Origin of the sequence: Nocardioides sp. NPDC051685, assembly GCF_044453405.1 — a bacterium.
In the GTDB taxonomy this organism is placed as follows: domain Bacteria; phylum Actinomycetota; class Actinomycetes; order Propionibacteriales; family Nocardioidaceae; genus Nocardioides.
On sequence record NZ_JBITCR010000009.1, the window covers coordinates 1 to 23,059 of the forward strand.

Sequence of the window (23,059 nt, forward strand, 5' to 3'; positions counted from 1 at the left end):
CGACTCGGCCGTTGTGGGTGGGACAGTCGCGCCGACTCGGCCGTTGTGGGTGGGACAGTCGCGCCGACTCGGCCGTTGTGGGTGGGACAGTCGCGCCGACTCGGCCGTTGTGGGTGGGACAGTCGCGTCGACTCGGCCGTTGTGGGTGGGACAGTCGCGCCGACTCGGCCGTTGTGGGTGGGACGGTCGCGCCGACTCGGCGGGTTATTTGACCTCGGAGCGCAGGACGAGGCGGAGGCCTACGAGCATCGGGATCACTAGCCAGATCAGGCCCGCCACTCCGAGCTGGGCCCACATCTTGTCGGTCATCTCGGAGTAGAGGTTCATGGTCGCCCAGTTGAGGTCGAACCAGGTGGCGTGCTCGGCCCACCAGGTGTTCGTCGAGGCCAGTGCCGAGGAGACGCCGGGCAGGACGAGGGCGTAGACGAAGTAGGCCACGATCGCTCCCGGCGAGCTGCGGAACACCGTGCCGAGCATGAAGCCCATGAACATGCCGATCTCGCTGGCCAGGGTGACCTGGGCGAGCTCGGTGAACGAGATGTTCCACACCGGGTCGAGATCCATGACGGCAGCCACGCCGAGGTAGCCGAGGGCTCCGACGGCCGCCGCGACCGCGATGGCGACGACGCCCACCACGGCGGTGACCAGCGCCTTCGCGGCGATCACGCGGCCCCGGCCGGAGACCAGGGTGAACGTGGTCAGGGCGCTGCGTGCGCTCCACTCGCTGGTGACCGCGAGCACCGCGATCATCGGCAGGAGCACCGACATCGGCATGCCCCAGGCGCTGGCGAAGCCCTCGTAGTCGAGGTTGTCGGCGTCGACGAAGATGATCGTCACCGCGGTCGCGGCCAGGGAGAGCACGACCAGGCTGGCCATCAGCCAGAACCCCGAGCGGGTGTCGAACATCTTGCGCAGCTCGACGCCGGCGATGCGGCCGAAGGGGATGGGGGCCGGTACGGCCCGCTCGCGGCGCACTATGGCCGGGTTGACCGGCTCCGGGGCGAGGGTCGTGGTGGTCATGCTGCATCCCTTTCCGGGGTCTGGAGGTGGTCACGCTGGGTCTCGGCGGTCAGCTGGAGGAACATCTCCTCCAGGCCGGCGCCGTCGGCGGCGCGGAGCTCGGTCAGCACGAGTCCGGCGTCGAAGGCGATCTGGCCGACGGAGGTGAGGTCCGCGTCGCTGACGACGGCGCCCTCGGTGGTGATCTCGGCGGTGTGGCCGGCCCGCTGGAGCGCTCGGCCGAGCGAGGTGGCGTCACTGGAACGGGCGTATGTCTCGCCGCTGGCGAGCAGCTCGTGCTTGGTGCCCTGCGCCACGATCCGGCCGTTGCCGATGACCACGATGTCATCGGCGATGACCTCGATCTCGTGCAGCAGGTGGGAGGAGAGCAGGACGGTGCCGCCGTCGTCGGCGAAGCCGCGCAGCAGGTCGCGCATCCAGCGGATGCCGGCCGGGTCGAGGCCGTTGGCCGGCTCGTCGAGGATCAGCACCTCGGGGTCGCCGATCAGGGCCGTCGCGATCCCGAGCCGCTGCCGCATCCCGAGGGAGTAGTTGCGTACCCGGCGTCCGGCCTCCTCCTCGGTCAGGCTGACCCGCTCCAGGGTTTCGGTGACACTCGACGTCGGCAGCCCCATCGTGCGGGCGGCCAGAGTGAGGATCTCGCGGCCGGTGCGGCCGCCGTGCTGGGCGGAGGCGTCCAGGAGCACCCCGACCTCGCGACCGGGGTTGGGCAGCTGGGAGAAGTGGCGGCCGAGGAGGTGCGCGCTGCCGGAGGACGGATCGGTGAGTCCGACCAGGATGCGCATGGTCGTGGACTTACCGGCGCCATTGGGGCCGAGGAAGCCGGTCACCCGGCCGGGCTCGGCTGTGAAGGTCACGTTGTCGACGGCCGTGAACCTGCCGTACCTCTTGGTGAGGGCATCGATCTGGATCATGCTCCGAGCCTCGCGCCCCGGCGGCCTCGCGCGCTTCGGGCAGATCCCTGGCAGATCCCTGGCGGTCTCCGGGGCCTTCCCCTGACCTCCCCTGAGACCATCTCGGGGTAGATCGGTCCGTTGCGGAATGTTTCGTACCGAATCAAACGTTCCGACGGCATGCGTATTGATGTCTGGTCCGACGTCGTCTGTCCGTGGTGCTACATCGGCAAGCGCCACCTCGAGGAAGCCCTGGAGCGCTTCGCGCACAGCGACGACGTCGAGATCGTCTACCACTCTTTCGAGCTCGACCCGACCGCTCCGCAGGTGCCGGTCGAGACCACCGTCGAGGCCCTGGCCAAGAAGTTCGGTGCCTCCGTCGACCAGGCCCGCGAGCTGATGAAGCAGGCCAACGTTCCCGCCGCCGCGGCCGGGCTCGAGTTCCGTCACGAGGACACCCCGCACGCGCGCACCATCGACGCCCACCGGCTGCTCCACCTGGCCAAGACCGAGGGCAAGCAGGCCGTGCTCAAGGAGGAGCTGCTCGCTGCGTACTTCACCCGTGGCGAGTCGATGGGCGACCACGCCATCCTGAAGCAGTCCGCCGTGGCCGTCGGTCTCGACGCCGACCGGGTGGACGAGGTGCTCGCGAGCGAGGAGTTCGCCGGCGACGTCCAGGCCGACATCGACCAGGCTCGCGCCTACGGCGCCACCGGGGTGCCGTTCTACGTCGTCGAGGGGAAGTACGGTGTCTCCGGCGCCCAGCCGACCGACCTGTTCAGCCAGCTGCTGGAGAAGGTGCACGCCGAGACCAGGCCGGCACTCACGATCCTCGGCGACGGTGACGCCTGCGGTCCCGACGGCTGCGCGATCTGACCACGCCTGAGCACCGGGGGCGGACGGGACCCAGAGCAAAGTTCTGGGTCCCGGTCTACAAGGTGAGCCTTACCTAAGGTTACGCTGCGAGCATGCTGCCAACGTTCGTCATCGGTCTCCGTGAGGGCCTCGAGGCGGCGCTGATCGTGTCGATCATCGCCACCTTCCTGCGCCGCAACGGCGCCCCGCTGCGCGGACTGTGGGTCGGCGTCGGTGCCGGCATCGGGCTGAGCATCGCCGTCGGGGTCGCGCTGCGACTCCTCGAGCAGGCGCTGCCGCAGCGGCAGCAGGAGATGCTCGAGTGCGTGATCGGTGTGATCGCGATCGTCTTCGTGACCGGGATGATCCGCTGGATGCACACCCACGCCCGCAGCCTCAAGGGCGAGCTCGAGAAGGCGGCCGCCGCCGCGCTCGGCGCCGGCACGCTGACCGCGATGGCGCTGATGGGCTTCCTGGCCGTGCTGCGCGAGGGTTTCGAGACCTCCGTGTTCCTGCTCGCCACGATCCAGAACGCCACCAGCGCGCCCGCCGCGATCGTCGGCGCACTGCTCGGGCTGGCGATCGCCATCGGCCTCGGCTGGGGCATCTACGCCGGCGGGCTGCGGCTCAACCTGAAGATGTTCTTCCAGGTCACCGGCGTGTTCCTGGTGTTCGTCGCGGCCGGGCTGGTGATGTTCGCGCTGCGTACGGGCCACGAGGCGGGCTGGGTGACCGTCGGTCAGGGCCGCACCGTCGACCTGTCCTGGCTCATCCCCAACGGCTCGGTGCGCTCGGCGGTGATCACTGGCATCCTCGGCGTTCCCGCCGACCCGCGGGTGATCGAGGTGCTCGGCTGGATCGCCTACCTGGTGCCGATGCTCGCGATGCTCGTCCTGCCTGCCAGTCTCCGTCCCGGCACCGCACTGGCGCGACGACTGCGGATCGGCGGCGCCGTCGCCGCCGTGGCGGGAGCCGCCGCGCTCTTCGTCCTCGTCCCGCTGCCGAGCGTCGACGTGCCCCGCGACGCACCGCTGGCGGACGGGCGTACGGCAGTGCTGGCCGTCGCCGGCGACCGAGCGACCCTGACCGCGGACAGCGACAAGATCGAGCTCGCAGATCCCACCGGCCACACCGGCATCGCCGACACCGCCTGGCACGCGAAGGGCTCCGGCGACCTGCCGGCCACCCTCACCGCCCAGGATCTGCTGACCTACACCGGCAACCGCGTCCCGGTCGGCCTCAACCTCGCCACCGCTCCGGGCCCGTACGAGGCCCGTTGGACCGACACCATCCGGCACACGGTGCTGAGCCGTGACGGCGGTCTGGTCGACGTACGCACCACCGGCAGGCTCCTGCTCACGATCGAAGGCGGCGGCCTGACCTCGCCGCGCACCTTCACCGTGGACGGCTCCGCGCTGCAGGTCGAGAAGACCTACGCGACGGACCTGTCCGCGAAGATCGCCGAGGCGGACAGAGCCGCCCACGATCGGCTGCTGTGGAAGCACTGGGTGCCGGTCGCCCTCATCGTCCTCGCCGGGCTGCTCCTGTGGCTGTCCCTGCGCAGGCCCGGCCGCGCCACCGAACCGCGCGCCGTCAACGACCCCGGCCGCGACGCGCGCCAGGAGTCACCAGTGGAAGGAACCACCCATGTCGCGTAAGGCGATCTCCGTTGCAGCACTCACCGCGCTGTGCCTGACCGGCCTCGCTGCCTGTGGCAGCGACTCCGACGACTCGGCGGCGCCAAAGAAGAAGGGCGCGAGCCAGGTCGCGGTGACCCTGGTCAGCGGCGCCGACGGTGATGTCTGCGAGCTCGACACCGACACCGCCGCGGCGGGACCGGTGACCTTCACGGTCACCAACGAGTCGGCGGCCGGTCTCACCGAGGTCGAGCTGATGGACGGCCAGAAGATCCTCGGCGAGAAGGAGAACCTCGCCCCGGGCCTTCCGGGTGCCTCCTTCACGCTCACCCTCGGTGGTGGCGACTACGAGATCTACTGCCCGGGCGCCTCCGCCGAGCGGGTTCCCTTCGAGGTCACGGGTGAGGCCGCGGCCGAGCCGACCGGCGACGCCGCCGAGCTGCTCGCCTCCGGGTCCGAGGAGTACACCACGTACGTGCGCACGCAGATCGACGCGATGGTCGTCGGTGTCCAGAAGCTGCAGAAGGCCGTCGACAGCGGCGATGTCGCCGCTGCACAGAAGGCCTACGCCGACGCCCGGCCCTTCTACGAGAAGATCGAGTCCGACGTCGAGGGCTTCGTGATGGAGGGCTTCGAGCCCACCGACAACAAGGGCAACCTCGACTACCTGATCGACATGCGCGCCTCCAACCTCGACGAGGCGGTCGGCTGGAGCGGCTTCCACGCCGTGGAGCGCGACCTGTTCCAGGCGAAGAAGATCACCGACCAGACCAAGAAGTACGCCGCCGACCTGGTCACCAACGTCACCGAGCTCGCCAAGGTCGGCAAGACCCTGGAGTTCAAGCCCGAGGACCTCGCCAACGGCGCCGCCGCGCTGCTCGAGGAGGTCCAGTCGGGCAAGATCACCGGCGAGGAGGAGGCCTACAGCCACATCGACCTGGTCGACTTCGCCAACAACGTCGAGGGCGCCCAGCAGGCCTATGCCGCGCTCCGCCCGGGTCTGGAGAAGATCGACGCCGAGCTGGTCAAGACCATCGACGAGCGGTTCACCGCCGTCACCGACGACCTCGAGGGCTACAAGGACCCCGAGGCGCTGGGCGGCTACCGTCCCTACACCGCCGAGCTGAAGGCCTCCGACGGCAAGAAGCTGTCGGCGACCGTGCAGTCGCTCCAGGACGTCCTCGGCCGCCTGGCGGAGAAGGCGGCGACGGCCTGATGACCACCGAAGGCAAGGGTCTCTCCCGGCGCCGGCTCCTCGCCGGCGCCGGCGGTGGCGCCGCGGCCGGGGCGGCGGTCGGCTTCCTCGGCGGTCGCGCCGTCTCGCCTGCCGAAGCAGCGGTCTCCGATGGGCTCGACCTCTCCCAGGCGTACGACTTCTACACCGGCGACCACCAGGTCGGCATCGCCACGCCGCCGCAGCGGCACCTGGTCTTCATGTCCCTCGACGTCGTCGAGGGCACCACCGCCGAGCAGCTGAAGGTGCTCTTCGCGCGCTGGTCGGCGGCCATGGCGACGATGATGAAGGGCAACCCGGTCGGCTCCGTCGAGCCGACGCGGAGCAACGGCGTACCGCAGGATACGGGGGAGGCGTACGACCTCTCGCCGGCCTCGCTCACCCTCACCCTCGGTCTCGGGCCCGGACTCTTCGACGACCGGTTCGGCCTGGCCGGCCGCGGCCCGAAGCTGCTCGCCGAGATCCCGCGGCTGCCTTCCGACGAGCTCAAGCCCGAGCTGTGCGGCGGCGACCTGGCCCTGCAGGCCTGCGCCGACGACCCGCAGGTGGCCTACCACGCCATCCGCGACCTGATCCGGATCGGACGTGGCCTGGTCACCACCCGCTGGACCGTGCTCGGCTTCGGTCGCGCCTCCGCGGGCAAGGGGCAGAAGACGCCGCGCAACCTGATGGGCCTCAAGGACGGCACCCGCAACATCAAGTCCGAGGAGGACCTCGACGAGTTCGTCTGGGTCGCCGACCCCGACGAGCCGGCGTGGATGCGGGGCGGCAGCTACCTGGTCACCCGCAAGATCAACATGGACATCGAGGTCTGGGACGGCACGACCATCGACACCCAGCACCTCACCATCGGCCGCGACAAGGCCGAGGGTGCGCCGCTGAGCGGCGAGAAGGAGTTCGACACCCCGGACTTCAAGGCCGTACGCGACGGCCAGCCGGTCATCGACCCCACCTCCCACGTCGCCCTGGCGGCCTCGGAGAACAACGGGGGAGCCAAGATCCTGCGCCGCGGCTACAACTTCACCGACGGGCTCAACTCGCTCGGTCAGCTCGACGCCGGGCTGTTCTTCATCGCCTTCATGAAGGACCCCGCGACCTTCGTCGACCTGCAGCGCAAGCTCGGCCGCGTCGATCTGCTCAACGAGTACATCGCCCACGTCGGGTCGGCGATCTTCGCCGTCCCGCGCGCGCCGAAGACCGGCCACTTCCTGGCTCAGGAGCTCTTCGACTGAGGGTGACTGTTCGTCAAGGTATGCAGAAAAAGGCGCACATCCCGTGCGGAACTCCACACGGTATGTGCGCCTTGGCCTGCATACCTTGACGAAGGAACAGCGAGCCGCTCAGCGCTTCGTGGCGATCAGGACGCTGGTGTCGGGAGCTACCATGACCTCGACGGTGGTGAAGCGCTCGTCGGTGAGCCAGGACTCGCGCAGGCTGTCGACGCGGCCGTAGACGATCGGCGGCCACAGGTCGGTGGGGATGAGGTCGTCGATGACGACGATGCCGCCCTCCTCGACGAGGTCGGCGAGCTGGTCGGGGGAGACCCCGCCGGGGGTCTCGGCGTCGAGGAAGAGCAGCGCGAACGGGCCGCGGTCGCGGAGGATGGCCCAGTCGGCGGCGATCACCTCGACCTGCTCGTCGTCGGCGAAGATCTCCGAGGCTTCCTTGGCGAGGTGCTCGTCGAGCTCGGCGGAGACGATGTGGGCGGCCTCGCCGCGTACGCCGCTGCGCAGCCAGGCGGTGCCGACCCCGCATCCGGTGCCGAACTCGGCCATGGTGCCGCTCCGGGTCGCAGCCAGGGTCGCCAGCAGCCGTCCGGTCTCGTTGCGACAGAACGACACATAGCCCGCGCGACGGGAGACGTCGAAGGCGCGGGTCACGATGTCCGGCAGCTCTGGAGGTGCACTCACAGGAACAGTCTTCCCGATGTTCGGGCGTCTTGCCCGCATGTGTGTCTCGGATGTCGGACCTTTGGTCCAGATTCGATGACGCGACGGACATCTCGGGTTACCGTCAGTTCACCATGCGGAGCATTTTTCTCGTACTCGAGTGCCGCGACGGGGCCCAGCGGTAACGACCGCAGGAGAAGCCACCTCGTCGCGGTGGCTTCCGTCTTCCAAAGACCCCCGGCTTCTCTCCCACACCCTCTGTTTCCCTGACGTGTGAAGGAAGAAGCCATGTACGCGATGTACCCAGAGAGCCCCGCCGATTTCAATGAGCGTGGCCGCGAGTGGGGCCCGGCGAGCCACGACCCGGACAACCCGCACAGCGTCGAGAACACCATCGCCGCGGTCCAGCAGGCGCTCGATCTGCGGGACAACGGCGGCCAGCGGCCCGACGACAACTAGTCTCGCCGTATGTCTACGACCAACCTCGCAGTGATCCCCGGCGACGGCATCGGACCGGAGGTGACCGCCGAGGCGCTGAAGGTGCTCGAGATCGCCTCTCCGGTGAAGTTCGAGCAGACCCGCTACGACCTCGGCGCCGAGCGCTATCTCGCCACCGGTGAGGTGCTCCCCGAGTCCGTTCTCGCCGAGATCAAGGAGCAGGACGCCATCCTGCTCGGCGCGATCGGCGGCAAGCCGAACGACCCGAACCTGCCTCCCGGCATCCTGGAGCGCGGGCTGCTGCTCAAGCTCCGTTTCGAGCTCGACCACTACGTCAACCTGCGCCCGTCGCGGCTCTTCCCGGGGGCGATCTCCCCGCTGTCGCCGGCCGTGCTCGACAAGGGCGAGATCGACTTCGTCGTGGTGCGCGAGGGCACCGAGGGCCTCTACACCGGCAACGGTGGCGCGATGCGGGTCGGAACCCCGCACGAGGTCGCCACCGAGACCTCGGTCAACACCGCCTACGGCGTGGAGCGAGTCGTACGCGACGCCTTCGCCCGTGCCCAGGCGCGCCCGCGCAAGAAGCTGACCCTGGTCCACAAGACCAACGTGCTCGTCAACGCCGGGTCGCTGTGGTGGCGGATCACCCAGCAGGTCGCCGAGGAGTTCCCCGACGTCACCGTGGACTACCTCCACATCGACGCGGTGATGATCTTCCTCGCCACCGACCCCTCGCGCTTCGACGTGATCGTCACCGACAACATCTTCGGCGACATCATCACCGACCTGGCCGCTGCCATCACCGGCGGCATCGGCCTGGCCGCCTCCGGCAACATCAACTCCTCGCGGGAGTTCCCCTCGATGTTCGAGCCGGTCCACGGCTCCGCCCCCGACATCGCCGGCCAGCAGAAGGCCGACCCCACCGCGGCCATCCTGTCCGGGGCCCTTCTGCTCGAGCACCTCGGCTACCCCGAGGCTGCCGCCGTCATCGACGCCGCCGTGCTCGCCGACCTCTCCGAGCGCGGCACCGAGCCACGTACGACCTCCGAGGTCGGCGACGCGATCGCCGCCCGCGTAGCCGGCTAGACGCTCATCCCTGAAGGGGCCGGGCGCAGAGATTCTGCGCCCGGCCCTTCGTCTGTCCCCATCACTTACCCCTCCCGCAAAAAGCACAGCTCTCGCAGAACAGGACTAATCTCATGGTCATGGAGATCAGCACCACATTGTCGACCCACCCGGCCACCGACAAGCAGCTCGCGGAAGTCCTGGCGAACCCAGGCTTCGGCAACTATTTCACCGACCACATGCTCACCGTCGAGTGGACGCCCGAACAGGGCTGGCACAACGGTCGCATCGAGGCGTACGCGCCGATCAGCCTGGACCCGTCGGCAGCCGTGCTGCACTACGCCCAGGAGATCTTCGAAGGCATGAAGGCCTACAGGCACGCCGACGGCTCGATCTGGGCGTTCCGGCCCGAGGCCAACGCCGCCCGGATGGCCCGCTCCAGCGAGCGGCTCGCGCTGCCCGTCCTCGAGATCGAGGACTTCGTGCAGACCGTCTTCGACCTCGTCAAGGTCGACAGGCGCTGGGTGCCCGAGGCATCCGAGACCGACGAGAAGAGCCTCTACCTGCGGCCCTTCATGTTCGCCTCGGAGTCGTTCCTCGGGGTGCGCCCGGCCCAGCACGTGACCTACATGGTCATCGCCTCGCCCGCCGGCTCCTACTTCAAGGGCGGCGTGAAGCCGGTGCGGATCTGGCTCACCGAGGAATACACCCGCGCCGGTCGCGGCGGCATGGGCGCCGCGAAGACCGGTGGCAACTACGCCTCCTCGCTGGTCGCCCAGGCCGAGGCGTCGGCCAACGGCTGCGACCAGGTGGTGTTCCTGGACGCGCAGGAGGGCAAGTACGTCGAGGAGCTCGGCGGCATGAACCTCTACTTCGTCCACGCCGACGGCCGGATCGTCACCCCGGAGACCGGCACGATCCTCGAGGGCATCACCCGCTCCTCCATCATCGAGCTCGCGGGCAAGCTCGGCTACACCGTCGAGGAGCGCAAGTTCGCCATCGACGAGTGGAAGACCGGTGTCGAGTCCGGCGAGATCACCGAGGTCTTCGCCTGTGGCACCGCCGCCGTCGTCACCCCGGTCGGTGAGCTCGTCTACAACGGCGGCTCCATCGCCTCCGCGGGCGAGGGCGAGGTCTGGAAGACCATCCGCAAGCAGCTCGTCGACATCCAGTTCGGTCGAGCCGAGGACACCTTCGGCTGGATGCGCAAGATCGTCTGACCCTCCGAGGCCGAGAAGTCGCTCGCGTCGGTCGAAGCGTCAGGTACGCAGGTCGAAGCGTCACTCCGGTCGGCCGAGGTGGCACGCCGGTGCCATCTCGGCCGACGTAGGTGACGCCTCGGCCGACGTAAGTGACGTCTGGGCGGGGTGTCGACTGCGGCCGATAAGGTTTGTCGGGTGACGACAGCCCCACGCCGGTCGCCGGCGAACCAACGGGAGACCGTTGGTGACTACGACCTGATCTCACTGCTGGGGCAGGGTGGGATGGGGCGGGTCCACCTGGCCAGCCACCGCACGAGCGGTGAGCGGGTGGCGCTGAAGGTGCTGCGTACCCAGTTCGTGGGGGACGAGGAGGGCCGCCAGCGGCTCGCGCGCGAGGTCTCCTCGCTGCAACGGGTGCGGAGCAGGTGGGTCGCCGGGGTGGTCGGTGCCGACCCGTGGGGCGAGGTGCCGTGGTTGGCGACACGCTACGTCCCGGGCCCGACGCTGCACGACAAGATCATCAACGACGGGCCGCTCACCCGTGACGAGGTCGAGCAGCTGGCCAGCGACCTCGCCGAAGGCATCGCCGACTGCCACGCCGTGGGTGTCCTTCATCGCGACATCAAGCCCGCGAACATCATCGTCGAGGGGCGCACCCCGATCCTGATCGACTTCGGGCTGGCCCGCGTCGCCGACGACCCGAAGATCACCGTGACCGGCCTGCTGATCGGCACACCCGGCTACCTCCCGCCCGAGATCGCGGTCGGCGACCCGGCCACCCCGGCCTCGGACGTGCACTCGTGGGCCTCCGTGGTGGCGTACGCAGCGACCGGCCGCCCGCCCTTCGGCGAGGGCAACTCGATGAAGCTGATGGACCGCGCCCGGCGCGGTGAGTACGACCTGGCGGGCGTGCCGCAGCCGCTGCGCGGGCTGCTCGGCCAGGCGCTCTCACCCGAACCCGCCGACCGTCCGACGCTGGACGAGGTCCGCGAGTGGCTGCGTACGCCGCGCCGGCCGTTCGTGCACAAGCCGGTCGAGCAGCTCTCGCTGAGCGACCGGGCCGAGCGGGAGAGGGCCACCACCCCGGCAGCGCCGTTCCCGCTGGCCGCTCCGTTCGGCCCCCGCCACGACCCGCGGCTGGAGAAGCTGCGCCGTGCGGCCGTCTGGCTCGGGCTGCTGGCCTTCGCCGTCGGCGTGATCGCGGCGTTCCCGAGCGTCGGTTTCCTGACCGTGCTCGGTGCCGCCTGGCTGATCCGCGCCGGCACCCTGGCTGCCGGTGACCTGCGCCGCTGGCGCTGGTATCGCGGCCGTAAGTGGCACGACGCGCCCCGGCTCCTGATCGGCGCGCCCTGGCGGCTGGTCCGCTCCCTCCCGAAGACCTTCGTGGTCGGGGTGTGGGGCTTCGGGTTCGTCGTGGCCGCGGTGCTGATCGGCTACGCCTTGCAGCTCTCGCTGGAGGCCGCGCTGAGCCTCGCCGGGGCGGCCTTCGTGACCGCGCTGTGGACCGGCTCCGGCCGCGACCGACTGCGCGACCCGGTGACCAGGGTGGTGCACCGGATCTCGGCGCGCTGGGTGCCGTGGATCCTCGGGTTCGCCGTGGTCCTCACCCTGGCGCTCTTCCCGATCCAGACCCTCGCCGAGGAGGGCTCGCAGTTCTCCGGCGGCGACGAGCCGTGGTGGGTCGAGCTCCTCGGCTGGTGAGACGCTCGTCCCACGGATGAAGATTTCGTGGCAGTATCAGGGCTATGACGAACCACGTCATCATCATTCGCTAGCGCGTCGAGCCCTGCCCGACGCGCCACCCTCTCGTTCCCGAGAGGGTTTTTTGTTGCCCAGCCCCAGACCCCAGATTCAGCCCAGCCCGAGGACACAGCCCCATGGAATTCCACGTCTACGACACCACTCTGCGCGACGGTGCGCAGCAGGAGGGCCTCAATCTCAGCGTCGCCGACAAGCTCGCGATCGCGCGGCACCTCGACGGTCTGGGTGTCGGGTTCATCGAGGGCGGCTGGCCCGGCGCGAACCCGAAGGACACCGAGTTCTTCCGCCGAGCGGTCGACGAGCTCGACCTCAAGCACGCCCGGCTGGCGGCCTTCGGGTCGACCCGCCGGGCCGGGGTGCGGGCGGCCGACGACCCCCAGGTGGCGGCCCTGCGGGACTCGGGCGCGAGCGTCGTCACCCTGGTCGCGAAGTCCCACGACCGTCACGTCGAGCTCGCGCTGCGCACCACGCTCGAGGAGAACCTCGCGATGATCCGCGACACCGTCTCCCACCTGCGCGAGGAGGGCCAGCAGGTCTTCCTCGACGCCGAGCACTTCTTCGACGGCTACCGGGCCAACCGCGACTACGCGATGGAGGTCCTCAAGACCGCCTACGAGGCGGGTGCCGAGGTGGTCGCGCTGTGCGACACCAACGGCGGGATGCTCCCGTCCTGGGTGGCCGACGTCGTCCACGACGTCCGCGAGCACACCCGCGGCGCGGTCGGGATCCACTGCCACAACGACACCGGGTGTGCCGTCGCCAACTCGCTGGCCGCCGTGGACGCCGGCGCGATGCACGTCCAGGGCTGCATCAACGGCTACGGGGAGCGTACGGGCAATGCCGACCTCGTCTCCGTGGTCGCCAACCTGCAGCTCAAGCTGGGCCGTGAGGTGCTGCCGACGGGGCTGCTGGGCGAGGCGACCCGGGTCGCCCATGCGGTCGCCGAGGTGACCAACGTGCCGCCCGCGGGCCGGCAGCCGTACGTGGGCGCCTCTGCGTTCACCCACAAGGCCGGGCTGCACGCCTCGGCGATCAAGGTCGACCCCAACCTCTACCAGCACATGGACCCGGCCGGCGTCGGTAACGACATGCGGCTGCTGGTCTCCGACATGGCCGGACGGGCCTCGATCGAGCTGAAGGGGCGCGAGCTCGGCTACGACCTCTCCGACGACCGTGACCTGGTGACCCGGGTGACCGGCCGGGTGAAGGCGCTCGAGGAGCAGGGTTACACCTTCGAGGCGGCCGACGCCTCCTTCGAGCTGCTCCTGATCGAGGAGGTGGAGGGCTCGCGTCCCTCCTACTTCGACGTCGAGTCCTGGCGGGTCATCTCCGAGGCTCGTGGCGGCGGCCCGGAGACAGCTTCGACCACCGAGGCGATCGTGAAGATCCACGCCGCCGGCGTACGGCACGTCGAGACCGGCGAGGGCAACGGCCCGGTCAACGCGCTCGACCAGGCGCTGCGGGCCGCGATCACCCGCGCCTTCCCGGTGGTCGCCGACTTCGACCTGATCGACTTCAAGGTGCGGATCTTCGACCAGGGGCACGGCACCGACGCGAAGACGCGGGTGCTGATCGAGACCTCCGACGGCACGACGTCCTGGACGACGGTCGGGGTCGGCTCGAACGTGATCGAGGCGTCCTGGGAGGCGCTGGTCGACGGCCTGACCTTCGGGCTGCGCCGGCATGTGGGCGAGACCACACGCCCGGAGGCGCCCGACACGGAATGAATCTCCGCGAGGACGACGTTGGACACTTCAACATTGAACTATCCGCGTCCCACGAGGAGAACCCGTGACCGACACCCGCATCGCCGTACTCGTTGGCAGCCTCCGCGCCGACTCCATCAACCGCAAGCTCGCCGAGAAGCTCGTCGCCGAGGCGCCTGAGGGTGTCGTGCTGGAGATCGTCGACGGCCTCGCGGAGCTGCCGTTCTTCAACGAGGACCTCGAGGCCGACCCGGGCGAGGCCGTGACCCAGTTCCGCAAGGTGATCGACGCGGCCGACCGCGTGCTCATCGTGACGCCCGAGTACAACGGCACCATGCCTGCCGTGATCAACAACGCGATCGACTGGCTCTCCCGTCCGTACGCCGCCGGCGTGCTCAAGGGCAAGATCCTCTCCGTCGTCGGCGTCGCCCCGACCCCCTACGGTGCCAAGTGGTCCCACGCCGACGCCGCCCGCTCGGCCGGCATCGGCGGCGCCATCGTCGTCGAGGACGCGATCGTCTCCCAGCCGGTCCACGAGATCGACGTCTTCACCGACGCCGACGCGCAGGCCCGGTTCAAGGAGGCCGTCGAGAAGCTCGCGGGCTTCCAGGCGGCAGCCGCCTGAGTCCCCATCCAGGCGGCACCACGAGGTCAGGTTTCCGGGGGGAGACCTGACCTTCGTCATTTATCGCGTGCGTGATGGGACATTCGGCTTTAGGTTGCGGGCATGAGTGGACCCGTGAAGCAGCTCCGGTTGGTGGTCGAGGCGAAGGACTACGAGCAGGCGGTGGCGTTCTACCGCGACACCCTCGGCCTTCCGGAGCAGGCCGCGATCGTAGGCCCCGGCGAGGCTCATGTGACCATCCTCGACGCCGGCCGGGCGACGCTCGAGCTCGCCAACCCGGCCCAGCACGCCTACATCGACGAGGTCGAGGTCGGGCGCCCGGTGGCCGGGCACATGCGGGTGGCGTTCGAGGTCGCCGACGCCACCACCTTGGCCGACCGGCTCGTGGACGGCGGTGCCGCGCTCGTCGCAGCGCCGACCCGAACCCCGTGGGACTCGCTCAATGCGCGCCTGGACGGGCCAGGTGACGTACATCTGACGGTCTTCGAGGAGCTTGCCGAGCCTGTGCTCGCGCCGGACTATCCGATCGCCACCGAGCGGTTGCTGCTGCGCCCGATCGATGTCGCTCGCGACCTGGAGGATCTGCACGCCTACCTCTCGCGCGAGGACGTGTGCCGTTACATTCCGCCGGTGCCGAAGGACCGCGACGCGCTGCGGGAGTCCTATGCGGCGTGGAAGCGGCCCTCGGTGCTGCGCATGGAGGGTGACGTACTCTCGCTCGCCGTCGAACACCGGGACAGCGGGCGGCTGATCGGCGACGTGGTGCTGTTCTGGCACAGCAAGAAGCAGCGGTCGGGGGAGATCGGGTACGCCTTCAACCCGGAGTTCCACGGGCAGGGCTTCGCCACCGAGACCGCACGGGCGCTGCTGGGGCTGGCGTTCGACGGGCTCGGCCTGCACCGGGTGACCGCCCGGATCGACGAGCGCAACGAGGCCTCGGCGCGGGTGGTCGAGCGGCTCGGGATGCGGAAGGAGGCGGTCGAGCGGGACGCCGAGTGGTTCAAGGGGGAGTGGACGACATTGGTGCACTACGCGATGCTCGAGGACGAGTGGCGTTAGCCTGCAGGGGTGGCCGAGCTTCATGACCTGACCGCCCTGGAACAGGGAGAGCTGCTGCATCGATGCGAGGTCTCCCCGGGGGAGCTCGCCGAGCACTATCTCGACAGGATCGCCCGGCTCGACGACGTCGGCGCCTTCGTCACCGTGGCGGAGGAGCGGATCTCGACGTGCGCTCGGGAGCTCGCGGTCAAGCCGGTCGGTGCCTCACCGCTGTGGGGCGTACCCACCGCGATCAAGGACCTCAACCTCACCCGTGGGGTGCGTACGACCTTCGGGTCGGCGGTCTTCGCCGACTTCGTCCCCGACGTGTCCGACAACGTGACGCTCTCGATCGAGGCGGCCGGGATGATCTCGCTCGGAAAGACCAACACCCCCGAGTTCGGCTCGCCCTGCTACACCGAGCCGGATGTCGCTCCGCCCGCCGTCACCCCCTGGGACCGTACGCGGATCGCCGGTGGCTCCTCCGGAGGTGCTGCCGCGGCGGTGGCCGCCGGGCTCGTCCCGGTCGCGCAGGGCTCCGACGGCGGCGGCTCGATCCGCATCCCGGCCTCGTGCTGCGGGCTGGTCGGCCTGAAGCCCACCCGCGGGCGGATCTCGCCATCGCCGATGTACGGCGACGCGGCGGGGCTCGCCACCGCCGGTCCGATCGCTCGGTCGGTGCGGGACGCGGCGGCCTTCCTCGATGTGCTCGCGGGGCGGCGTACGGGTGATCCGTTCTGGGCTCCCGAGGAGCCCTTGCCGTTCCTGGACGCCTGCGAGCGGCCGCCGGGGCGGTTGCGGATCGCCCGGTTCATCGAGCCGCTGATCGCGCCGACCACGGTCGACGCCGAGTGCGTCGCGGCCTGGGAGAACGCCTCGGCGTTGTTGGAGTCGCTGGGGCACGAGATCGTCGACATCCCGCGGCCGTTGCCGGCGGAGGCGGTCGCGGTCTTCGAGACGGTCTGGGCCGTCGGCACCGCCATGTCGGTGGTCAATCTGACCCCTGAGCAACGGTCTCAGATCCGGCCCCTGACCCGTTGGCTCACCGAGTGCGGCGAGGCGGTCAGCGGGCCCGAGTTCGGGCTGGCGATCGCGGAGCTGCGCCGCTTCGCCGCCGGAGCGCTCGAGGCGCTGGCCCCCTACGACGCCGTGCTCACCCCGACCCTCGCCACGCCGCCGCCGAAGGTCGGCGCGATCCGCGACGACGCCGACCCCGCGGGCGACTTCCAGGCGCAGAAGGAGTTCACCCCCTGGACCTCCGCCTGGAACGTCACCGGCATGCCCGCCATCTCCCTGCCCCTCCACTGGACCCCGTCCGGCCTCCCGGTGGGCGTCATGCTCGCCGCCCGCCCCGCCGAGGAGTCCCTCCTGCTCTCCCTCTCGGCCCAGATCGAGGACGCCGCTCTCTGGGACCACCGCCTCCCTCCCGGCTGGTAAGTCCTCGCCGAGCCGGCGCCCCCGTCGGCCGAGGCGTCAGGTACGTCGGTCGAGCCGTCACTTGCGTCGGCCGAGCCGTCACTTGCGTCGGCCGAGATGTCACCGAGGTGCCACTTCGGGCGACCGGAGTGACGCCTCGACCGACCGGGGTGACGCCTCGGCCGACGTACGTGACGCCTCGGGAGGGGTCAGTCGCCGAGGCCGCGGGCTTTGAGGGAGTCGCCGGTCTCGTGGGCGCGGGCGACGACGCGGATGACGAAGGGGGTGAGGTAGGCGCGGGGGGAGCGGCCGAGGCCGCGGGCGCGGGCGGCGTCGCGGGTCTCCTGGGCGAGAGTCAGCGTGCCGGGGAGGGCCTGGATGGCCATCGCGATCGTGAGTGCGACCCGCTCGGGGTCGATCCCGACGCGGTGCAGCGGACGGATCCAGCGGACCACGGCGTCGAGCGTCTCGGTGGTCGGTGTGGTCACGGTCAGCGTGAGCGCGACCAGGGCGAGGGAGACGAGATCGAGCAGGGACTCCACCGCCCGAGGCAAGGTGAACAGCCACCACTGCAGCACCGCGACGAACACGGCGATGACCAGCACCGTGCGCAGCGCCCGCGCGGTGGCCACCAGGTCGAGCCGACCGACGAGCGCGAGCGCGACAGCAAGCACGAGGAAGCCGACCGCGAGGATCGGTCCGCGCAGCGCCACGATCGCGACGCTGATGACGGCCAGGCCGAGCAGCTTGGCGCCCACCGGAAGCCGGTGGAGCACGGTGTTGCCCGGGCGGTAGAGCCCGACCGTCATGCTCATCCCCGGCTCACCGCCCCCACATAGTGCGCCACCGCGGCCTCGGCGTCGCCGTCGTAGCAGACCAGGCCGTCCTCGACGACGAGGACGCGGTCGCAGCGGCGTACGAGGTCGAGGTCGTGGGTGACGAGGACCAGCTGCTGCGGCAGGGAGAAGAGCAGGTCGCCGACCATCCGGGTGTTGCGCAGGTCGAGGAGCGTCGTCGGCTCGTCGGCGACCAGCACCTCCGGCGAGGTGGCGAGCACCCCGGCCAGGGCGAGCAGCTGGCGCTGGCCGCCGGAGAGCGCGTGCACGCTGACCTCGGCCCGCTCGGAGAGCCCGAAGCGGGCCAGGGTCTCGAGGGCGACCTGCCTGCGGCGTACGCGGTCCTTCACGGTCCGGCGCAGCGACAGCTCGACGTCCTCGACGCAGGTCGGCATCACCAGCTGGGCGGCCGGATCGGTGAAGGTGAAACCGACCCGGCGGCGCACCGCAGCGCCCTGCCGGGCGACGTCGAGGCCGCCCACGGTGACGCTCCCGGCGCTCGGCAGCACCAGCCCGTTGATGAGACGGGCGAGGGTCGATTTGCCCGAGCCGTTGCTGCCGATGACCCCGATCCGCTGCTCGGTCATGGACAGCGTGGTGGGCTGCAGGATGGCGCGTGAGCCGCCGAGATCCGAGGACTCGACCCGGACCTCGGCGGCCTCGAAGCGGATCTCAGGCACGTCGGGCGAGCAGCTTCGGGAAGGCTCGGTGGACCTGGGAGGCGACGACCGCGGCGACGGCGGCCTTGATGAGGTCACCGATCCAGTAGGGAGCGTCGAACCCGGCCGCCTGGGGCAGGCCGACGTGGAGCACGATGGCCATCCCGATGATCCCGCCGATGTGGTTGATCACGACACCGACGACTCCGGCGGCGAAGACGAGGACGGGGTTGGTGCGGCGGGCGCGCAGGACGTACTTCACCAGAAGCCCGACGGTGAGCACCATGACCGGGAACGACCACAGGTAGCCACCGGTGACGCCGACGAGGACGCCGGGACCGGAGGAGTGGCCCGCGAAGACCGGGAGGCCGGCAACGCCGAGGAGCAGGTAGAGCACGACCGCGGCGGTGCCGCGCAGCGGGCCCAGCAGGGCGCCGGTCAGCAGGAGCGCGAAACCCTGCAGCGTCAGCGGTACGCCGGCGCCGCCGATCGGGATGGCAGCGAGGTAGGAGCAGACCGCGATCAGCGCCGCGAACGCAGCGATCAGCGCGAGGTCGGTGGTGTCGAGCCGCGACGTCTTCGCCGCCGGGGTCTCGTCGGTGCTCGTGGGGGACTCGGTCATACTCGCTCCTGCGTACTCAGACCTGAACCTTGGTCAGGTGAACGGTGTTCAGGTTAAGGTCGACGTACGCCTTCGTCCACTTCGTCCCACCAACCGGCCCCTGGGAGCAACATGCGATACCGCCGCGAGGACGTCGTCGCCCGCGCGCTGCAGGTCCTCGACGACTACGGTCTCGCCGACCTGACCATGCGCCGCCTCGGCACCGAGCTCGGCGTACGCCCCAGCGCGCTCTACCACCACTTCGCCAACAAGCAGTCGCTGCTGGCCGCGGTGGCCGACGAGATCCTGCTCCGCGGCCGGCACGAGCCGTCGGGGGCCTGGGACGTACGCCTCACCGGCATCTGCACCGACCTGCGCGACTCGCTGCTGGCCTACCGTGATGGCGCCGAGGTCGTCGCCACCGTGTGGGCCTTCGGGCTCGGCGCGACCCAGCCCTACGACGACCTCGTCGCCGCCCTGAACGACGGCGGCCTCGGCGATCTCGCCCCCGTCGCCGCCCGCACCCTGCTCCACTTCGTCTACGGCCACGCCGTCGACGAGCAGACGCACCTCCAGGCCGCCGCGGCGGGTGCGATCGAGGACGACGTACGCGACACCGACGACTTCGTCACCGGCCTCGGCCTGATCGCCGCAGGCATCTCCATGGCCAAGGCCGTCCGCGAGGCCTCGCTCGACCACTGAGGTCCGGCGCCTGCGACCGGGTCGCGGAACCGCGCCGTGCGCACCGTGAGCGCCGACCCTGGGAGCGCGAGGCGTACCTGGTGCGCGTGGCGCTCCCAGGGTTCACGTTGCCGCGGCTGATCTGGGCTCAGCTGGGGTCGACCTGTGCGCCGTAGAGTTCGGCGAGCAGCACAGCGCCGGCGACGTCCAGCCGAGTGTCCCGCAGCGAGGCCACGGCGAGATCGACGCGGTCGAGGTCGGCGCCGCGGAGATCGGCGCCGTGCAGCGTCGTCTCCTGGAGCGTGGCCCCGCTGATCCGGGCGTCTCGCAGCACCGCGTCGGTGAGGTCGGCCAGCGACAGGTCGGCGTCGCGCAGGTCCAGCCCGGACAGGTCGAGCCGAGCGAGGTTCGCGCCGCGCAGCGAGACACCACGCCAGACGCCGCCGATCACCTTCAGCGGCCGCAGCGTGCAGCCCGAGAACTCCGTGCCGCTGAGCTTGCAGCCCTCGAAGGTCGCGTCGAAGAAGTTCGTACGCCGGAAGTCGCAGCCGACGAACGCCGAGCCGACGTGCGTCGAGGCGTTGAACCGGCCGCCGTGGAAGGTGCAGCGCTCGAAGAGCGCCGCGGACGTCGTCGCCTCGGTGAGGTCGACGTCGGTGAAGACGCAGTCGACGAACCGCGCCCCGGCGAGGTCGGCTGCGTACCAGTCCTCGTTGTGGAAGTGCTCGTCGGTCGCCTCGGCGGCTGGGTTCGGCATGGCGCACACCCTGCCATCAGCCACCGACACTTCAGGCGCTCCGGCCGGCCCGGCTCAGTCGTGCCGGGTGAACCAATCGTCGAGGAGCGGCCAGGTGGTGTCGCGGGCGGCGCGGCCGGTGAGCAGGCCGAGGTGGCCGCCAGGAACGACCTCGAAGCGGAGCTCGCCGGCGCCGCTGAGGAGGTCGACCAGCGGCCTGACCGCGGCGACGGGACCGATGCCGTCGCCTGAGCCCGCGACGACGAGGGTGGGCTGTTTGACGTCGCGCAGGTGGACGGTATGGGTGCCCAGGTCGATCTTCCCGCTGAACAGGGCGTTGGTGCGGAAGAAGTGGTGATAGAGCTGCCCGAACGTGCGCCCCGGATAGGCGATCATGTTGTCGCCGAACCTGTCGACCGCCTCGAGCTGGGCGAGGAACTCGCGGTCGGCCAGGTTGGACAGCTTCGCGACCGGCTTGGTGATCATCTTGTCGACCGAGGAGAGCTGAAAAGCCCACTTGACCAGCGGCTTCGGTGCGCCGCCGAAGGCCTGGTAGGCAGTGGTGACCAGGTTGCCGGGCGGCAGGTTGAGCAGCGGCCGCAGCGGCGCGATCAGGGGCACCTGACGTACGTCGCAGGGGGAGCCGAGCACTGCGAGCGAGGCGATCGGGAGGTCAGGGGAGTCGGCGGCGGTGAGCATCGTGAAGATCCCGCCCAGCGACCAGCCGGCCACGTGCACCGGCCGGCCGCCGGCGTGCTCGGAGACCGACCGGATCGCCTCCGGCACGACGTGTGCGATCCAGTGCTCGATGCCGAGGCTGCGGTCGGCGAAGTTCACCTCGCCGTACTCGACCAGATAGGTCGGCCGGTTGGTCTCCACCAGGTGCTCGACGAGCGAGCAGCCGCGCCGCAGGTCGTAGCAGATCGCCGGCGCCGCCAGCGGCGTCACCAGCAGCACTGGGTCGCCGTCGGGGGTCGTCCCGGCTGCGGGCCGGTAGTGGTAGAGCTCGCGTCGGGTGCCGTCGTCGATCAACGTACGCGGCATCGGCCGCAGATCGGCGAGGCCGCCGTAGAGCAGCGAGTGTGCGACGTTCCCCGCCGCGGCGCTGACCGTGGTGGCGATCGAGGCGGCGGTACGTCCGGGGCGGGGAAGAATGGCCATTGTGGGATTAACGTATCCCGCCGATCGAGGTCACGGTGGGAGCCGAGCGCGCCGCGTGTGACGTCCGTTACCCGCGGCTGTTCAGGGCTGCAGGCCCCGGGGCCGAGCCGCTAGTCCGGTAGGAGGACTCTGACCTGGTCGCGGATCTTCTGGACGACGTCGTCGACCGGGCTGGCGACGTTGAAGGGTGTGGTCATGGTGAGGAACACGATGGCGGAGACGATCCGTGCACGTTCCGCGGCGTCCTGCGCGGTGGTGCTCCCGTCGCGCTGCAGAACGGCGGCGATCGCCTCCTCGGTCTGCAGGCTCAGGCCGAGGGCTTCGCGGTGGTGGGGTTCGGTAGGGTCGCCGAAGACGATCTCGCGCAGGTAGGTGCGCCCGTTGTCGACGTGCTTGCGGTTGCACTCCGCCACGGGGCAGACGATCGCCATCACCGCTTCGAGCGGGTCCGTGATCTCCTCGGCTGCCTGCTTGCCCCGGACGAGGGCATCGGCGTAGGTGGAGTTCTGCACGAGCAACAGGAGCTCGCTCTTGGTCTTCGCGTAGAGGAACAGCGTCCCGGCGCCGATGTCGGCCTTGTCGGCGATCTCCTGGGTGGTGACTTCGTCGACGCCGCGCTCGGCGAAGAGCTCGGTGGCGGCAGCCACGATGCGTTCGAGCTTCTCCTGTTTGTTCCGCTCGCGCCTGCTGGGTGGCTTGGGCGGCGATGTGGACGGCGACCTGGGGGAGAGTGGCATGGCTGCCCTCCTTCATTGCTGGGTGGCCCGGACCGGCCGTTCATTCTTCCATGGCGCCCCGGGCGTCGGCGTCGTCATCGCTGGTAGTGCGGAAGCACCCTGCCGTCCTTCACATAGGTCAGTGCGTCCGTCACGGCGTAGGCATGGGCGGCGGAGGCGTACGGAGCGAGCGCGCCGGACAGACTCGCCAGCTCGGGGCTATCGAAGAACGCGGCCCTGGCTGCCGGATCAGCGAAGCCCAGGATGAGCGACGCGTGGAACCGCTGGTCGACCGGGTTGTCGTGCGCGACGTTCGGGGTGTCCCAGAGCTTCTCGTTCCAGGGCATGAAGACCTGGGTCCGCAGCTCGCGCAGCTTGCCCGTGTCGGCCAGTGTCGAGGCGAGCTCGTTGACGTGCCTGCGGAAGTCGCGGGTGCGCACGCCTTCCCTTCGCCGGAGGTAGACCAGGGCTCTGGCGCCGACCTGCTGCCCCGGTTCGGCGACGTCGTACCAGCGTGCCGAGCTCGGCGGGCCGGCGTAGAGCAGGGTGCGCCGGAAGACGTTGACCTCGTCCTGGTAGGCGAGCTTGGTCTGCTTGCGGCCCAGCAGCGGGGACAGCACCGACCGGAAGGTGACCTCGGCGAGCCCATCGATCCGGCGGTCGCCAGGGATGGTGGTCTCGATGCCAGGGGTGACCGGCCACATACCGGCGTTGTGCTCGGCAAGGTGGATCTGGCGGTACTCCTCGAAGCCCGGGGTGGCGGAGATGATCTTCGAGTGCGGGCCCTTCCAGTAGTCCATGCCCTTCTGGCGCGGCTGGTCGGTGCGTATCCACAGCGGGATCGAGGAGACGAACGCCTTCTTCCTCGACGGGTGTGTGGTGGTCATGAT

Annotated in this window: 23 protein-coding genes; 13 read left to right on the forward strand and 10 right to left on the reverse strand. The window is 70.1% G+C overall.

Features of this window, described 5'->3' with window-relative positions; all coding sequences use genetic code 11:
• Window positions 1-204: 204 nt before the first annotated feature.
• Entirely contained in the window at window positions 205-1,020 is an 816-nt protein-coding gene (locus ACIA03_RS22505; RefSeq protein WP_396986664.1) for an ABC transporter permease, read from the reverse strand.
• Complete coding sequence (locus tag ACIA03_RS22510; RefSeq protein WP_396986666.1) at window positions 1,017-1,934, reverse strand: ABC transporter ATP-binding protein; 918 nt, start codon at window positions 1,932-1,934, stop codon at window positions 1,017-1,019. Before ACIA03_RS22510 ends, ACIA03_RS22505 begins: the two co-directional genes overlap by 4 nt.
• Before the next feature lie 159 nt (window positions 1,935-2,093).
• On the opposite strand from ACIA03_RS22510, the gene ACIA03_RS22515 reads away from it, so the two are divergent.
• The 4 genes from ACIA03_RS22515 (at window position 2,094) to efeB (ending at window position 6,871) form a co-directional block, all read left to right on the forward strand.
• Window positions 2,094-2,789 carry a DsbA family oxidoreductase gene (locus tag ACIA03_RS22515; protein ID WP_396986668.1) on the forward strand — a complete coding sequence of 232 codons (696 nt, stop codon included), beginning with the start codon at window positions 2,094-2,096 and terminating at the stop codon, window positions 2,787-2,789.
• A gap of 92 nt (window positions 2,790-2,881) precedes the next feature.
• On the forward strand, window positions 2,882-4,426 hold the full coding sequence (efeU, locus tag ACIA03_RS22520; RefSeq protein WP_396986670.1) for an iron uptake transporter permease EfeU: 1,545 nt from the start codon (window positions 2,882-2,884) through the stop codon (window positions 4,424-4,426).
• The gene (gene efeO, locus ACIA03_RS22525; RefSeq protein ID WP_396986672.1) at window positions 4,416-5,621 is read left to right on the forward strand and encodes an iron uptake system protein EfeO; all 1,206 of its coding nucleotides are present in this window, start codon (window positions 4,416-4,418) and stop codon (window positions 5,619-5,621) included. The genes efeU and efeO overlap by 11 nt, the downstream gene beginning before the upstream one ends.
• Window positions 5,621-6,871 carry an iron uptake transporter deferrochelatase/peroxidase subunit gene (efeB, locus tag ACIA03_RS22530; RefSeq protein WP_396986674.1) on the forward strand — a complete coding sequence of 417 codons (1,251 nt, stop codon included), beginning with the start codon at window positions 5,621-5,623 and terminating at the stop codon, window positions 6,869-6,871. The genes efeO and efeB overlap by 1 nt, the downstream gene beginning before the upstream one ends.
• A gap of 108 nt (window positions 6,872-6,979) precedes the next feature.
• Here efeB and ACIA03_RS22535 read toward each other — a convergent pair whose 3' ends face one another.
• A complete protein-coding gene (locus tag ACIA03_RS22535) occupies window positions 6,980-7,549 on the reverse strand; it encodes an O-methyltransferase (protein ID WP_396986676.1) in 570 nt (189 codons plus the stop codon).
• A 267-nt stretch (window positions 7,550-7,816) separates the two neighbouring features.
• Here ACIA03_RS22535 and ACIA03_RS22540 point away from each other — a divergent pair, with 267 nt between their 5' ends.
• The 8 genes from ACIA03_RS22540 (at window position 7,817) to ACIA03_RS22575 (ending at window position 16,800) form a co-directional block, all read left to right on the forward strand.
• Window positions 7,817-7,987 (forward strand): hypothetical protein, encoded by a 171-nt coding sequence (locus ACIA03_RS22540; RefSeq protein ID WP_396986678.1) that lies wholly within the window; start codon window positions 7,817-7,819, stop codon window positions 7,985-7,987.
• Between the two features lie 9 nt (window positions 7,988-7,996).
• Complete coding sequence (locus tag ACIA03_RS22545; protein WP_396986680.1) at window positions 7,997-9,052, forward strand: 3-isopropylmalate dehydrogenase; 1,056 nt, start codon at window positions 7,997-7,999, stop codon at window positions 9,050-9,052.
• Between the two features lie 119 nt (window positions 9,053-9,171).
• Window positions 9,172-10,251 (forward strand): branched-chain amino acid aminotransferase, encoded by a 1,080-nt coding sequence (locus ACIA03_RS22550; RefSeq protein ID WP_396986682.1) that lies wholly within the window; start codon window positions 9,172-9,174, stop codon window positions 10,249-10,251.
• A gap of 177 nt (window positions 10,252-10,428) precedes the next feature.
• Window positions 10,429-11,934, forward strand: coding sequence for a protein kinase (locus tag ACIA03_RS22555; RefSeq protein ID WP_396986684.1), 1,506 nt, complete (start codon window positions 10,429-10,431; stop codon window positions 11,932-11,934).
• A 176-nt stretch (window positions 11,935-12,110) separates the two neighbouring features.
• Entirely contained in the window at window positions 12,111-13,721 is a 1,611-nt protein-coding gene (cimA, locus tag ACIA03_RS22560; RefSeq protein WP_396986686.1) for a citramalate synthase, read from the forward strand.
• 64 nt (window positions 13,722-13,785) lie between these two features.
• On the forward strand, window positions 13,786-14,325 hold the full coding sequence (locus tag ACIA03_RS22565) for an NADPH-dependent FMN reductase (protein WP_396986688.1): 540 nt from the start codon (window positions 13,786-13,788) through the stop codon (window positions 14,323-14,325).
• A gap of 102 nt (window positions 14,326-14,427) precedes the next feature.
• The gene (locus ACIA03_RS22570; protein ID WP_396986690.1) at window positions 14,428-15,384 is read left to right on the forward strand and encodes a GNAT family N-acetyltransferase; all 957 of its coding nucleotides are present in this window, start codon (window positions 14,428-14,430) and stop codon (window positions 15,382-15,384) included.
• 9 nt (window positions 15,385-15,393) lie between these two features.
• Window positions 15,394-16,800 (forward strand): amidase, encoded by a 1,407-nt coding sequence (locus ACIA03_RS22575; protein WP_396986692.1) that lies wholly within the window; start codon window positions 15,394-15,396, stop codon window positions 16,798-16,800.
• 188 nt (window positions 16,801-16,988) lie between these two features.
• Here ACIA03_RS22575 and ACIA03_RS22580 read toward each other — a convergent pair whose 3' ends face one another.
• The 3 genes from ACIA03_RS22580 to ACIA03_RS22590 are packed head-to-tail and all read right to left on the reverse strand — an operon-like array spanning window position 16,989 to window position 18,896.
• Entirely contained in the window at window positions 16,989-17,594 is a 606-nt protein-coding gene (locus ACIA03_RS22580) for a CbiQ family ECF transporter T component (protein WP_396986694.1), read from the reverse strand.
• A complete protein-coding gene (locus ACIA03_RS22585; protein ID WP_396986696.1) occupies window positions 17,591-18,295 on the reverse strand; it encodes an energy-coupling factor ABC transporter ATP-binding protein in 705 nt (234 codons plus the stop codon). The genes ACIA03_RS22580 and ACIA03_RS22585 overlap by 4 nt, the downstream gene beginning before the upstream one ends.
• Complete coding sequence (locus tag ACIA03_RS22590) at window positions 18,288-18,896, reverse strand: biotin transporter BioY (RefSeq protein ID WP_396986698.1); 609 nt, start codon at window positions 18,894-18,896, stop codon at window positions 18,288-18,290. Before ACIA03_RS22590 ends, ACIA03_RS22585 begins: the two co-directional genes overlap by 8 nt.
• A gap of 111 nt (window positions 18,897-19,007) precedes the next feature.
• Here ACIA03_RS22590 and ACIA03_RS22595 point away from each other — a divergent pair, with 111 nt between their 5' ends.
• On the forward strand, window positions 19,008-19,577 hold the full coding sequence (locus tag ACIA03_RS22595) for a TetR/AcrR family transcriptional regulator C-terminal domain-containing protein (RefSeq protein WP_396986700.1): 570 nt from the start codon (window positions 19,008-19,010) through the stop codon (window positions 19,575-19,577).
• A gap of 127 nt (window positions 19,578-19,704) precedes the next feature.
• Here the strand turns inward: ACIA03_RS22595 and ACIA03_RS22600 are convergent, their stop codons facing one another.
• The 4 genes from ACIA03_RS22600 to ACIA03_RS22615 all read right to left on the reverse strand — a co-directional run bounded on the left by ACIA03_RS22600 (window position 19,705) and on the right by ACIA03_RS22615 (window position 23,056).
• Window positions 19,705-20,313 carry a pentapeptide repeat-containing protein gene (locus ACIA03_RS22600; RefSeq protein ID WP_396986702.1) on the reverse strand — a complete coding sequence of 203 codons (609 nt, stop codon included), beginning with the start codon at window positions 20,311-20,313 and terminating at the stop codon, window positions 19,705-19,707.
• Window positions 20,314-20,367: 54 nt separating this feature from the next.
• Complete coding sequence (locus ACIA03_RS22605) at window positions 20,368-21,453, reverse strand: alpha/beta fold hydrolase (protein WP_396986704.1); 1,086 nt, start codon at window positions 21,451-21,453, stop codon at window positions 20,368-20,370.
• A 110-nt stretch (window positions 21,454-21,563) separates the two neighbouring features.
• A complete protein-coding gene (locus tag ACIA03_RS22610) occupies window positions 21,564-22,190 on the reverse strand; it encodes a TetR/AcrR family transcriptional regulator (RefSeq protein WP_396986706.1) in 627 nt (208 codons plus the stop codon).
• Between the two features lie 74 nt (window positions 22,191-22,264).
• The gene (locus ACIA03_RS22615) at window positions 22,265-23,056 is read right to left on the reverse strand and encodes a hypothetical protein (protein WP_396986708.1); all 792 of its coding nucleotides are present in this window, start codon (window positions 23,054-23,056) and stop codon (window positions 22,265-22,267) included.
• Between the last annotated feature and the right edge of the window lie 3 nt (window positions 23,057-23,059).

What these genes read in the sequence shown, in the direction of transcription:
- ACIA03_RS22605 (WP_396986704.1), bottom strand. Translation starts at nt 21,453, where the DNA reads ATGGCCATTCTTCCCCGCCCCGGACGTACCGCCGCCTCGATCGCCACC.
- ACIA03_RS22590 (WP_396986698.1), bottom strand. Translation starts at nt 18,896, where the DNA reads ATGACCGAGTCCCCCACGAGCACCGACGAGACCCCGGCGGCGAAGACG.
- ACIA03_RS22515 (WP_396986668.1), top strand. Translation starts at nt 2,094, where the DNA reads ATGCGTATTGATGTCTGGTCCGACGTCGTCTGTCCGTGGTGCTACATC.
- ACIA03_RS22595 (WP_396986700.1), top strand. Translation starts at nt 19,008, where the DNA reads ATGCGATACCGCCGCGAGGACGTCGTCGCCCGCGCGCTGCAGGTCCTC.
- ACIA03_RS22610 (WP_396986706.1), bottom strand. Translation starts at nt 22,190, where the DNA reads ATGCCACTCTCCCCCAGGTCGCCGTCCACATCGCCGCCCAAGCCACCC.
- ACIA03_RS22570 (WP_396986690.1), top strand. Translation starts at nt 14,428, where the DNA reads ATGAGTGGACCCGTGAAGCAGCTCCGGTTGGTGGTCGAGGCGAAGGAC.
- efeU (WP_396986670.1), top strand. Translation starts at nt 2,882, where the DNA reads ATGCTGCCAACGTTCGTCATCGGTCTCCGTGAGGGCCTCGAGGCGGCG.
- cimA (WP_396986686.1), top strand. Translation starts at nt 12,111, where the DNA reads ATGGAATTCCACGTCTACGACACCACTCTGCGCGACGGTGCGCAGCAG.
- ACIA03_RS22615 (WP_396986708.1), bottom strand. Translation starts at nt 23,056, where the DNA reads ATGACCACCACACACCCGTCGAGGAAGAAGGCGTTCGTCTCCTCGATC.
- ACIA03_RS22545 (WP_396986680.1), top strand. Translation starts at nt 7,997, where the DNA reads ATGTCTACGACCAACCTCGCAGTGATCCCCGGCGACGGCATCGGACCG.
- ACIA03_RS22510 (WP_396986666.1), bottom strand. Translation starts at nt 1,934, where the DNA reads ATGATCCAGATCGATGCCCTCACCAAGAGGTACGGCAGGTTCACGGCC.
- ACIA03_RS22505 (WP_396986664.1), bottom strand. Translation starts at nt 1,020, where the DNA reads ATGACCACCACGACCCTCGCCCCGGAGCCGGTCAACCCGGCCATAGTG.
- ACIA03_RS22600 (WP_396986702.1), bottom strand. Translation starts at nt 20,313, where the DNA reads ATGCCGAACCCAGCCGCCGAGGCGACCGACGAGCACTTCCACAACGAG.
- ACIA03_RS22580 (WP_396986694.1), bottom strand. Translation starts at nt 17,594, where the DNA reads ATGAGCATGACGGTCGGGCTCTACCGCCCGGGCAACACCGTGCTCCAC.
- efeB (WP_396986674.1), top strand. Translation starts at nt 5,621, where the DNA reads ATGACCACCGAAGGCAAGGGTCTCTCCCGGCGCCGGCTCCTCGCCGGC.
- ACIA03_RS22540 (WP_396986678.1), top strand. Translation starts at nt 7,817, where the DNA reads ATGTACGCGATGTACCCAGAGAGCCCCGCCGATTTCAATGAGCGTGGC.
- efeO (WP_396986672.1), top strand. Translation starts at nt 4,416, where the DNA reads ATGTCGCGTAAGGCGATCTCCGTTGCAGCACTCACCGCGCTGTGCCTG.
- ACIA03_RS22550 (WP_396986682.1), top strand. Translation starts at nt 9,172, where the DNA reads ATGGAGATCAGCACCACATTGTCGACCCACCCGGCCACCGACAAGCAG.